This is a genomic window from Lacticaseibacillus boliensis, assembly GCF_054784775.1.
On sequence record NZ_BAAIHN010000016.1, the window covers coordinates 20358 to 32515 of the forward strand.

The following is a 12158-nucleotide window of genomic DNA, read 5'->3' on the forward strand; positions in this document are numbered from 1 at the left end:
GTCATGGGGCTACCTCCAAAATTACTTCTGTCATTACCAATTCATCAGTGTGCGAGATCGAAACGAACGCCTTGCCTGCGTATGGATGCTTGGTGATCACCGGTTTGCCGACGTCATCATTGAGACATTCGACGTCGTGCAGGTTCACCGGTCCCAGACCAGTCCCATACGCCTTGGCATAAGCTTCTTTGAGAGAGAAGCGGCCCGCCAGAAATTCCGCCGCGTGCACGCCGCTCAGCTGAGAAAAAGCAGCGAGCTCTGCGGTGGTCAGGATCTTACTGGCAAAATGCGCGTTTTTAGTTTGTGCCGCAACAATGCGCGCGATTTGGGTCAGATCCACGCCAATACCATAAATCATTGCTCGCCCTCCTGTATTGTTTCCTAATCACATTTTACCATTATAGCCCCAAAACACCTCATCAGATGCATGTCGCGCGTGAAAACTCATCATGCAAACGTGAGCAGCTCGGGCGCAAACTAAAAAAAACGCCTCTGGCGCCGACCCCCAAAAACGGGTCATGCACCAAAGGCGTTCAAATTGTTAATCTTTGTGGCTGTTTGAGTAGCCGCGCTTACCGGAGCGATCGTTTGGTCGCTTGCCGTCACGACGATTGCGGTCATACGGCCGCTTTTCGCCGTCGCGGTGGCCGCGATAGCCGCCACCGTTGCGATGGTCGGAGTTAGAGCGATGACCGCCCTTGTAGCCGCCACGGTAGTTACCGTGACCACCACCATGACCGCCGCGGTTAGGCAACGGACGTTCTGGGGTGATCTTGACTGGCACGCTAGAAGCGTCGTCAGGTGAAACGGCCTTCAAGTACGCTGAAACAAGTTGTAACGGCGTATATTCTTCCAACAAACCTTCAGCCATGGCTTCATACTTTTCAGTATCGCCTGCTTCGACCTGGTCTTTGATGGTTTGCAAACCAGTCGAGATCTGGCCTAAGAATGCTTCTTGGGCTGTTGGTGGCTTGAGTGGCATCATCCGCTTCTTGGTCAAGTCTTCGATCGTCCGCAGGTAACCCATTTCGTTAGGCACAACGAAGGTGACAGAGACGCCAGACTTCCCGGCACGACCGGTACGGCCGATACGGTGAACGTAAGAATCTGGATCTTGCGGGATATCATAGTTGTACACATGCGTGACATTGTTGATATCCAAGCCACGAGCGGCAACGTCGGTCGCAACCAGGAAGTCCAGCTCGCCGGACTTGAATTGGCGCAAAACGCTCATCCGCTTTTGTTGCGTCAGATCACCATGAATGCCTTCAGCCTTGTAGCCACGCGCCTTCAAGCCGCGTGTCAACTCGTCGACACGGCGCTTGGTACGGCCGAAGATCAAGGCCAGGTCTGGTGCTTGGACGTCGAACAGACGCGTCATGATGTCAAACTTTTCGAAATCGCGTGAACGGACATAGTACTGATCGACCGTGTCGGCGGTCAGTTCTTTGGACTTGATTTGAACCGTGATCGGATCATGCATGAACGTTGTCGTCAGGCGCATGATTGGCGCCGGCATCGTTGCAGAAAACAGTAACGTCTGCCGCGTTTCCGGTGCGGTCTTCACGATGCTTTCGATATCATCGATGAAGCCCATGTCGAGCATTTCGTCGGCTTCATCAAGCACCAACGTCTTCAAACCGCCTAACTTCAAAGTGTGGCGGTTGATATGGTCGAGCAAACGGCCTGGTGTGCCCACAATGATTTGCGGATGGTCGCTGAGTTGCTTGATCTGACGACGGATATCGGCACCACCATAAACGGCTGTGACCTTAACCTTCTTGTCGCGACCCAGCTTGTAAAGCTCTTCTTGAGTCTGAATTGCCAATTCACGTGTCGGCGAGATAACCAACGTCTGCACGTCGCGATCAGCTTTATCGATCGCTTGCAACACTGGCAATCCGAACGCAGCCGTCTTACCGGTACCGGTCTGCGCTTGGCCGATCACATCTTTACCTTGTAAGGCCAGCGGAATAGTTTCAGTTTGAATCGGTGTCGCTTCTTCAAACCCCGCACGGGTGATGGCCTTGAGTAAATCGTGATCTAAACCTAGTTCTTTAAACTTCAAATGGTTTCCTCCTTGGAATGTGTAACACCCGATCTACAGAGCAATCCTGGAGTCTGCCTTGTAAATCTCGTTTACGTAACTGCTTTTCTGAAAACAGCATCTTAAACATCTTAACACGATTGTCTCACTAACACAACGTAAGCTGATTTTTTCTTCATAATAAAAATGCCCCTTCCTCAAAAAACCAAGAAAGAGACACCCCTATTCGTTAATCATGGTCGCCGTCGAGCAACGCCGCCAAGACGTTTTCAAGATGCAGGCCGTGGCTGGCTTTCAACATCACCATATCTTTGTACGATACATCTTCTTGCAAAGCGTTGATCAACGCCTGCTGGTCACCTTTTTTGAAATAATGCAACCGTGAAGGGTCAAATTCAGGGGCCAAAGCCTCATACAGCGGGTAGATCTCGTCGCCATACAGATAAACTTCTGCGACTTTGGCGGGATCGATCGCCGAAGCGACGCTCGCATGCAGGTCGGCGCTGGCGCTACCAAGTTCAAGCATATCGCCTAACACCGCGATTCGGCGGCCTTGGCACGGAAATTCACTGAAATCGTGAAGCACTGCCTTCATGGCCGTCGGGTTGGCGTTATAGACATCAGACAAGATCGCTTCACCGGCGTCGCCTTCAAGCCACTGGGTGCGGTTGGCGGTGATGTCAAAATGCCGCAGCGCCCGCTGGATGGCTTCCGGCTTCACATGGAACCGGCGCCCAACCAAAATCGCGGCCAAGGCGTTGGAGACGTTGTATTCGCCCATCACAGGGATCGTGAAGTGCAGATCCGGCCACCGAGAAAGATCAAACTCGGTGTGATCTTCAAACGTCTGAATATTGCGCGCATACAGGTTGTTTTCCGGGGCCAGGCCGAATGTCTTCGTGTCTTGTTCGACTTGCTCAGCGCGTTCTTTCAGTAGCGGCTCGTCGCCGTTGTAAACAAACAGGCCGTCTTCTTTGAGCCCGGTGATGATCTCCATCTTGGCGTCCGCGATCTTATCGCGCGTCTTGAAGAATTCGATGTGGGCCTCGCCGATCATCGTGATCACCGCCACGTCTGGTTCCGCCAGCCGGCTGAGGGCTTCGAGCTGGCCCGGGCGATCCATCCCCATCTCGACCACGAGCACTTCCGTATTCGTGTCCATGCTCAAGATCGTGAACGGCACGCCGATTTCGTTGTTAAAATTCGCATGGGTTTTCACCACGTGATATTGGGTCGCCAAGATTGCGGCAGTCATGTCTTTAGTCGTTGTTTTACCGTTGCTACCGGTGATCGCGACGACTTTAGGATTGACCTTCATCAATAAGTAATAGCTGGCCAGCTTTTGTAAAGCCTTCAAAGGATCCGGCACGATCAGCTGCGGCATGCCGGTGGTCAGCGGGGCCTTGTCTGCGGCAATGAACGTCGCGGCGGCACCATGGGCTTCTGCTGAAGCCAAAAATTCATGACCATCGCGCTCGCCTTGCAAGGGAACGAATAAATCGCCAGCGGTCAGTTTCCGACTGTCGAACGCAACGCCGGTGATGGTTGGACAATCATCTTCGGCCAATGGGCAATCGGCGCCAACAACGCGCGCGATTTCAGATAACTTCATTTTCATGTGGTGATACTCCTTACATTCCCATACTAGTTAAGATTCAAATGCCACGCAGAGTTTTTCCGATCGAGGACCAGCTCGCCGATCTGCGTCGCCGTTTCCATGTCTAATGGTTGATCCGGAACGAACCGATCGACCAAACTCATCAGCGGGATCCTGACGGTGTCACGGCTGAAGATCCCCCCACCGAAATCAAACAACACGCCGTCTTCAAGGTTTGGCAACAGTTGGGCCAAGACCTTTTCAGGAACCGATTGAAAATGTTGCTGCCGCAACCGCAGCCAAAACGGTTGATCATTGGCCGCCCAGCGCAAGTGCTTCACGATCGAAGCCGCCAACGTTTTGGAAAAGAACGTGACTTGGCGGCAATACATCGTCACCATATCGTTGCGCAACGGCAAAAAAACCAAGTTATTCTGAAGCTTATAATAGAAAGGCGGCTGAATATGCGTCTTCGCATGGCCGAGATATAAAAGCTCTGCGATTTCCGTCGGCATCAGTTCGCGCAAATACGTGCCGTGCTGGTAATCTAGCCACGAGCGATTGCGGGCATCTTTGCCGCGCAAAAAAGTGGCCACCGCCTCGACACCAGAAATCTCGTTGAAACCCGTATGCGGATCAATGAACTCGTCTTCATTGATGGGAGGCAACAACAAGAGGTGCCGAATCGGGGTCGGCGTCGCCGTCAACACGTCGCTTGCAGAAATCCCCGCGGTCAAAAACATGTGGGCAAGCGGCTCGTAATGGACATAGATTACTGAATTACGCACGATTTTCCTCCTATATGAACAAGCACGATTATACTGCAATTCCACGCGTTGTGCTCGAATTCTGGTATCATGTGGTTGAATTGCAATCTTGGTGCAACACATATCCTGAAAGGAGCCACTATGCTAACTTGGCCATTGACAACCCCTGAACCCGCACCCTTAACGATTTCACCGGCGGCACCGTTGCCGGCCAGTTACTGGCAAGCCGTTGCGCGCGGCCGCTGGCCAAAACGCTATTGGCTACCCACGAAAGAGCCTACCAGTGACGGGCTAGACGGCGTTGCAATCCACGCCTTCGCCACGCCTGGCCCTCAGACACGCATCGCAGGGCTTCCTGAAACCCTGCGTCCGATCGCCGTCGACGGCCAACAAATTTTTGCCGTCGCAGCCAACGGTAACATTCGTTACGTGGATCTCGAAGTCGACCAGTGGCTCACGGTGGCTTTGACCTGGGAAGCTTTTGTCGCACAATTACAATGGCGCCCGCCGGTGCTGGCTGCGCCTTATTCCGCACAGCAACTCGCCCACGCGCTGTTAGTCGCGGATAACGACTCGCTGCCGGCGCTATTTGATATTCTGCGTGAAGCCGCCGACTGGGAGGCCTACACGCAGTGGCTGGTTTATCATCGCCAGCAGCCGGCGACGCAACAAGAAATCACTTTTGCGTTGACCTACCTGCCGTTGCGTGTCACCCAACAACAGGCACTGAAACAACTGCACCAAAAAAACACCCGCTGAGGTGTTTTTTTGTTTTCATTTGAACATAAACGACGCCAACCACGCGCGGTTGCGCTTGACCCCGAAATAACACCAGACCGCTAAACCAAGCGACCCGAGAAAGTCTGCACACAGATCGCCCATCGTGTCCATCAAAGCGGCGCGACCCAGCAACTTGATGCCATGGGCCATCGTGCGTTGCATGTTTAAGCCTAACAAACCGTCCCCGGTGAACTCGTAGAACTCCCACAAGACACCCATCATCGTCCCAAATGACACTGCGACGATTGCCAGCAACAACGGCTTTGTTTTCAACAGTTGGGGCGTCGGGGTCAACGCGCCGAAGATTGCAAGTCCAAGGCCTGCCAACATCGACGCCGAGAACAGATGTAAGAACTTGTCCCAGTAAGGAATGTTATAAAACTGCATCCCGGTGCCAAGCAACACCGCGCCTAAAATAAACGCTTCCCACAATAACAAAAGCAGCAACGGAAAGCGGAAATGCCGCCAGTGGCCAACGGCTCCAGGCAAAATCGTCAAGACGACGCCAAAACCTACCTGCCCCAAAAGCATCGCCTGACCGGGGTAAAATTGATGGCCGAGGAGCAGACCGCCACCACACACTAGCAAATAAACCACTGCCCCAATCACATTCAGCCAATAAAGTACCCGATACGTTGTCCGCATAGTCGACCTCCTTATGCTTTTAGTCTAACGACTCCGTTCTCACCGCGCAACTTATCTTCAGCCGCTGTCGCGCATAAAAAAAACCGCCATTGCTGGCGGAAAAGTTTGGGGGAACTTTTTTGGGAGTGTAAGTTAATGTGTAAGCATAAGGCTGACTACTGTTGCCTTACTCTATGGTTATTATTATAGACGGCGATAATTATATTTTTCGCCAACATTAATAAAAATCGTTTGAAGGAAATGAACTGGTGCTTACCCTTTTAACCCCACAAATCCCGTTAAATAGCGGAATTTTCGGATAAGCCTAGACGTTTTGATCATCTAGCAGAAGTTGAATTTACCAAAAAACTAGTCTTTTATCCCAGAATCAGTAGCCGACAACATCGACGTCTTGATCGTCATTGATCACCAAGACGTTCGCGGCGCTGTTGCGCACCACATAAGCCGTGGTCGACCCGGTCAAGAACAGCTCTAAGGCGTTCATCCCCGATTTCCCGATGACGATCAGGTCGCAATCATATTTCTTCGGCGCGGTATCGGCAATGATCGGTTTGGGGCTGCCTTCGACGATGTACTGTTGGACCTTCAATCCCGCAGCTTCCAGTGGCTTAGCGGCCGATGCCAGCATCTTCGCCCCGACATCGCTCATCTGCCGGAAAATATCATAGTAGTTGACATCCCGCGCATAGGTCGAATAATGATCGCTGTCGACGACATTCAGCAAAACGATCTCGGCATGCGCCAGCTCCGCCAGCTCCTTGGCCTTGCTCAAAGCGACATAAGCGTTATGTGACCCATCCAATGGTACCAAAATGCGATGAAACATTGTGGTGTCCTCCTTTTAATGTGTCTGCCTACTTACCTGTATCCACTTTCATTATAACAAGTCAGCAGCAGCCAGTGCGACTTTGCCGCTGACTTGTGCCAACGAGGTATCTAATTTATACTGAAGGCTGATTGCCTACGTATCAAACCTATCAAGGAGGCCGCCAATGACCGATATCGTCCGCAAAGATGCCCTTGCTCGCCTACAAAACGGTGATTTTTCATGCGCCAAAGAATTAACCCTCGCCATGTTTTCCGGCAAATGGAAGCTCGTCCTCCTCTGTCACCTCGATGAACACGGTCCTTACCGTTTCAACGAACTGCGCCGGCTGTTGCCAACGATCACGCACAAGGTGTTGACTAATCAGTTGCGGGAATTGGAACAAGACCAGCTGATCAGCCGCCACCCCGATCCTGACGGCGGTGTCAAGGTGACCTACAAAATCACAACATTGGGCCATTCTCTGATGCCGATCATTTCTGCCATGTGTGCATGGGGAGAAGCGCGCATCGCGCAGCTACAAATCATTCCCGAGTTCACGGCTAACGAACAAGCCACCTCTCAAGTCAACGCCACACCACGTTAAGGAGAAAAACATGTACAAGGCAGCTCTTGTTTTAGAAGGCGGCGCCATGCGCGGACAATACACAGCCGGCGTATTGGACGCCTTCATGAACCATCACATCCAATTCGCCACCGTCATCGGCGTTTCTGCAGGTGCACTGTGTGGCACCAACTACATCGCCAACCAGCCCGGGCGCACCAATCAGGTCAACGTTTACCACCGCACAGATCGCAATTATATTTCATTACGCCGCGCGTTGCGGCGCCAGGATATCATCAACCTCGATTACCTTTTTGAACCTCATGACGGCGACTGGCAGGACTTCGATGACCAAGCCTACCGCACCAGCCCAATGGAATTCGTTGTTGCGGCGACGGCCATGCAACATGGACGGGCAGTTTACTTCCATCACCCGCAAGGCAAAGATCTCGTCGCCAACCTCAAAGCCAGCTCGGCGATGCCGTTCATCTCAGCCCCGGTTTATACTGGTTTCGGGCCATGTTTGGATGGCGGTATCGCAGATTCGATTCCTTACGCCTACGCCCGGGCCCAGGGTTTCGACAAAATCGTCGTGATCCGCACTCGCCAGCGAGCATATCGCAAGTCGCCGACCAGCGCAGTGCTTCGCCGCGCTTACCGTCAGGCCTTCAGCGCCTATCCCGAGTTTGTCACCACCGCGATTGGGCGGCCGGAGATGTACAATCATCAAGCTGAAACACTACAACAACTGGAAAAAAATGGCGACGTCTTCGTCATCGCGCCAGATCAGCCGGTCACCGTTTCGCGACTCGAACGCGATCCAGACAAGCTTTCAGCACTACACGCCACCGGCATGGCCGACGCCGAGCAGTCCCTCGACGCCATGGCCGGCTACTTGGCATAACAATAGCGGTAACCGTCTGGATGGTTGCCGCTATTTGTGTGCTTTAGAAGCTGCTTATTGGTCACTGCGCGTTACTGTAATCCGCAACCGCTTCACCCGCACGCTCAGCCGTGAGCCCGGCCTGATAGGCTTTGATGTAAGTATTATAGCCGGCGACCCCTTCAGGATTTGGGGTAAGCGTGGTGCTTTGAACATCGATGAAAACATGGTCATCCAAATAATCTGCAAGCTCGTGGGCCCCACGATGGTCTTGAACATACGCCGCCAGCACTGCCATCCCCCAAGGACCACCAACACCTGCGTTAGCCATCACAGTGATCGGTGTGTTCAGCGCATCCGCCAAGACTTGCTGGGCAATTTTTGGCGTGCGGAAAATGCCCCCTTGCGCAACCAGCACATCCATCGGGATCTGTTCTTTTTGCGCAAGCTGGTCGTTACCGATCTTCAATGGCGCAAACGCGGAGTATAGCTGACTTTTGATGAAGTTGGCCAATGTGAAGCGACTGTTAGGCGTGCGCATGAACAATGGCCTGCCAGCATCAACGTTAGTGATGTTTTCCCCGGATAAGTACGCATAGTTCAACAAGCCACCGGCATCAGCATCACCTTGCACACTGTGCGCAAACAATTTGCCATAAAGCTCATCGTCTTTGAGCTCGACGCCTGCTACCTCAGCGAATTGTTTCAACAAGTCGACCCAAGCGTTAATGTCCGAGGTGCAGTTGTTGGCATGAACCATCGCGACCGCTTCTCCGGCCGGAGTCGTCACGAGATCGACGTCGCGATAAAATCGGCGTAACGGCTTTTCCAGCACAACCATCGAAAACGCTGATGTCCCTGCCGAGATGTTACCGGTCCGCTTCCGCACGGCATTAGTCCCGGTCATTCCAGTACCGGCGTCTCCTTCAGGCGGCGCCATCATCGCCCCTGAAGCAAGCGTACCGCTGACATCGAGCATTCGTGCCCCTGCTTCACTCAGATGTCCTGCAACCACCCCAGCTACCAATGGTTGGGGTAAAAGTGCCGCTAGTTTTTGATTTAACCCGTGCTGCTGCAAGAGGCGATCGAATGTCGCCAACCGCGCTGCGTCAAAATTCCGCGTTTGCGAATCGATTGGAAACATCCCCGACGCATCCCCGATTCCCAAAACCTTTTGGCCGGACAATTGCCAGTGCACATAACCTGCAAGTGTCGTGAGAAAATCGACGTCACTGACATGCGCCTCTTGGTTTAAGATCGCCTGGTAAAAATGTGCAACACTCCAACGCTCAGGAATATTAAATGCTAAAGCGGTTGTCAACTCGGCCGCCGCTTGCGCAGTCGTATTATTGCGCCAAGTCCGGAAGGGGACAAGCTGCTTCCCCGCGCGGTCAAAAGCCAAGTAGCCGTGCATCATCCCACTGATCCCAATCGCACCGACTTGTCTGATCGCGACCCCGTATCGTTCTTGTACCTGCTCACGCAACGCGGTGTAGCTCGCTTGAATCCCCACCCACGCCTGGTTCAAATCATAAGTCCAATTACCTTCGACAAACTGATTCTCCCACCTAAAACTACCGCTGGCCAAGGTGTTGAAGTCACGCCCAATCAGCACAGCCTTAATGTTTGTCGAACCAAGCTCGATGCCAAGCGTCGCTTTACCCGCCTGAATGGCCTCGACTGGCGTCATCGTCATTATCATCACTCCTTTTGTGTTAGGTGCTCACTTACTCACAAAGCAAAGAATATCAGATAATGTAATCGCTTGCACAATTATTTTCCAAAGCGCGCAAGACGTCACTCACGTTCACTCAATGCGCGCGCCTTTTTCTGAGCTGTGCGCGTCGCAAAGCAACAGACCCCGTGGCAGTCAATAATTAAAATGGTAACGAATCTCTTCATGCCTAGGTTGTCCCGGTCGCAAAGTGATATCGCCATAACGCGAATCCGCCACCGCGCTGGGGGCAGTCTGTGCTTCCATCGCAATCCCAATATATGGCCGCGACGTCTTCGCACCGAAATCTAACGTCGCGTCGAACTGATTGGCGGTGAACACCACCAGCGCGTTCCGCTTCGAATACATCGTCACCCCGACGCGGCCTTGGGTCAACTGCGCAACTGGGTCAGCCGGATCGTGTCGCGCAACCAAAAAAATATCGTCGTACCCTTTTTCTTTGGTCTTCTGCATCCTTGCGAGTGCTTCACCAAGAATGGTTGGGCGAGAGAAATCAAACCCAGTATTCACGTTAGCTAACAATTCTCCCGTAGGCACTTTATCAGCTTGAACGGCAAACCGCTGTCGGCTTCTCAAGGTCAGCTGATGGTTTTCAATGGTGTCATCACCTGCGTTCAGGTTCCAATAGGCGTGATTGGTGGGATTGAATAGTGTCGGCCGATCGCTGGTGGCGTCATAACTGATCACAACATCGTCGGTGTCTGTTAGCGTATAAGTCACCGTCACATCAATATCGCCTGGGAACCCGTCTTCAACGCTGGTAATATGGCGCGAAAATACCAACTGATTGGTTTCGACCTGAGCTTGCCACATCAGCGTACTAAACCCGTGAGGCCCACCGTGAATGGTCGTGCTTCCTTCATTGTGCGGTAGCGCCACCGGATATTGATCCGCACCGATCCGACCGGCAACCCGCCCGATCGTCTTGCCGTGATTGGTTGGCGAATCAACATAACCACTGATATCTGGCGATGCCAGTAACAGGTTCTGAGGTTTACCCGCCACCGGTACCTCCAGCTTTAACCAAGTTGCGCCATAATCTAAACAAGTTAAGCGCACGCCGTTACGATTCGCTATCGTATAAGCCGTGACGGGAATGCCATGCACCTGACCAAATCCATGTGTCTCAACCAAACAATCGTCCCCCTTTGTTTCGTATCGCCTTAGGATAAATTCTAGCTGAGCAAGAATCGTTCTGCAACCGTTTTCCAAAACGCCGCCATCGTTACTCGGATCTTAGGCACGACAAAGACGCGTTTTGAGGTGTCAAAACGCGTCTCGGCAGGCCAATCCTTGCCTAGCTCTTCGTTGTTTTTATTCATCTTATATTGGTGGTACGGTTCGATTACCCTGTCCTTGCCGTGGTATGGTCACACAGCTTCATGGCGCGTGCGCTCTGGGTAGTAGGATCCCGGCCAAGGCCGGCGAACCCGATCCAGTATGCCTCCAAGGAAGCAAGCGACCCTGCAGTGCCGCTTCAAGGAGACACGATGAATTCGTTATTAAAATAACACGTGCACAAGCTAAATGCAAGCGGTTTTTTCAAATGTTTTCGAATTGGTATATGGCATCATTTTTGCCGTGTTTTCGGTATATATATTCACAAGTATCGGAAACATATGAAATTGGTTCATCGTATTTGACAAATAAATAATAACAACTAGAGATTCATTTCGGTTTCTCCCGATACAAAAAAGGCGTCCAGAATTTGAAGTGCAATAGAAAAGTTAGACAATTTAGATACGGTCATAGTAAGTTGCCCGCGGCAAATTGAGCGCTTTAAGTAGCGCCTTGAGATTGTATTGCGGCCTTAACGAAGTAATGATACTTGCCTTCACTTTCGTGGAGAATGTTTCGGCGAATTCTTCGTCAGGGTCGCGAGCACTTTTAAAATATCACGGTCCATCTCAGCCTCGTGTAGCTTACTTTTGAGCTCCAAGATCTCTTGTTTGTACTTCTCCTCTTGCGTTGGTTCAAGCCGCTTGATCGGTTTGATTTTTTTGTGCTTACCCATGACTGATTGCCTACCTTTATGTTTTGGGCGTAACCCAGCTATCCCTTGATCTCTCACAATCCGATCCCAAGCGTTGACCTGGCTGGGAGAGATACCAAAGTGAGCTGCAGTAAGCGCCCGGCTAACTTGATGTGTATGCACATACTCTACCACTGAAATCTTGAAAGCTTGAGAGTATTCTTTGGTCATAAGAAAAGCCCCACAATCATTAGACTTCTTGTCTAATGATTGTAGGACACTTCAAGTCCAAAACGCGTCTTACTTTTTTCTTACAAATGTTTTGTAATAGTGATATCTCTAGATCAAAAATCATTATTTGC

At 51.8% G+C, this 12158-nt stretch carries 12 protein-coding genes; 3 read left to right on the forward strand and 9 right to left on the reverse strand.

Annotated elements, in window-relative coordinates:
* Position 1: 1 nt before the first annotated feature.
* The 4 genes from acpS to ACYVRB_RS08010 all read right to left on the reverse strand — a co-directional run bounded on the left by acpS (position 2) and on the right by ACYVRB_RS08010 (position 4432).
* Positions 2-358 (reverse strand): holo-ACP synthase, encoded by a 357-nt coding sequence (acpS, locus tag ACYVRB_RS07995; RefSeq protein ID WP_461214632.1) that lies wholly within the window; start codon positions 356-358, stop codon positions 2-4.
* A gap of 183 nt (positions 359-541) precedes the next feature.
* Positions 542-2068, reverse strand: coding sequence for a DEAD/DEAH box helicase (locus ACYVRB_RS08000; protein WP_461214633.1), 1527 nt, complete (start codon positions 2066-2068; stop codon positions 542-544).
* Positions 2069-2276: 208 nt separating this feature from the next.
* A complete protein-coding gene (locus tag ACYVRB_RS08005; protein WP_461214634.1) occupies positions 2277-3665 on the reverse strand; it encodes a UDP-N-acetylmuramoyl-tripeptide--D-alanyl-D-alanine ligase in 1389 nt (462 codons plus the stop codon).
* A gap of 26 nt (positions 3666-3691) precedes the next feature.
* Positions 3692-4432, reverse strand: a complete 741-nt coding sequence (locus ACYVRB_RS08010; RefSeq protein WP_461214635.1) for a hypothetical protein — start codon at positions 4430-4432, stop codon at positions 3692-3694.
* 120 nt (positions 4433-4552) lie between these two features.
* Between ACYVRB_RS08010 and ACYVRB_RS08015 the strand changes: the two genes are divergently transcribed.
* Complete coding sequence (locus ACYVRB_RS08015) at positions 4553-5170, forward strand: hypothetical protein (RefSeq protein ID WP_461214636.1); 618 nt, start codon at positions 4553-4555, stop codon at positions 5168-5170.
* A gap of 15 nt (positions 5171-5185) precedes the next feature.
* On the opposite strand, the gene ACYVRB_RS08020 is transcribed toward ACYVRB_RS08015, so the two are convergent.
* Positions 5186-5836, reverse strand: coding sequence for a hypothetical protein (locus ACYVRB_RS08020; protein WP_461214637.1), 651 nt, complete (start codon positions 5834-5836; stop codon positions 5186-5188).
* A gap of 367 nt (positions 5837-6203) precedes the next feature.
* On the reverse strand, positions 6204-6662 hold the full coding sequence (locus ACYVRB_RS08025; RefSeq protein WP_461214638.1) for a universal stress protein: 459 nt from the start codon (positions 6660-6662) through the stop codon (positions 6204-6206).
* A gap of 166 nt (positions 6663-6828) precedes the next feature.
* On the opposite strand from ACYVRB_RS08025, the gene ACYVRB_RS08030 reads away from it, so the two are divergent.
* Both ACYVRB_RS08030 and ACYVRB_RS08035 read left to right on the forward strand, forming a co-directional pair.
* Entirely contained in the window at positions 6829-7248 is a 420-nt protein-coding gene (locus ACYVRB_RS08030) for a winged helix-turn-helix transcriptional regulator (protein WP_461214639.1), read from the forward strand.
* A 10-nt stretch (positions 7249-7258) separates the two neighbouring features.
* Positions 7259-8110: a patatin-like phospholipase family protein gene (locus tag ACYVRB_RS08035; RefSeq protein WP_461214640.1), complete on the forward strand. Its 852-nt coding sequence runs from the start codon at positions 7259-7261 to the stop codon at positions 8108-8110.
* A 61-nt stretch (positions 8111-8171) separates the two neighbouring features.
* Here ACYVRB_RS08035 and ACYVRB_RS08040 read toward each other — a convergent pair whose 3' ends face one another.
* The 3 genes from ACYVRB_RS08040 to ACYVRB_RS08050 form a co-directional block, all read right to left on the reverse strand.
* Complete coding sequence (locus tag ACYVRB_RS08040) at positions 8172-9791, reverse strand: xylulokinase (RefSeq protein ID WP_461214641.1); 1620 nt, start codon at positions 9789-9791, stop codon at positions 8172-8174.
* Positions 9792-9959: 168 nt separating this feature from the next.
* Positions 9960-10958: an aldose epimerase family protein gene (locus ACYVRB_RS08045; protein WP_461214642.1), complete on the reverse strand. Its 999-nt coding sequence runs from the start codon at positions 10956-10958 to the stop codon at positions 9960-9962.
* A gap of 700 nt (positions 10959-11658) precedes the next feature.
* Complete coding sequence (locus tag ACYVRB_RS08050; RefSeq protein WP_461214643.1) at positions 11659-12027, reverse strand: helix-turn-helix domain-containing protein; 369 nt, start codon at positions 12025-12027, stop codon at positions 11659-11661.
* Between the last annotated feature and the right edge of the window lie 131 nt (positions 12028-12158).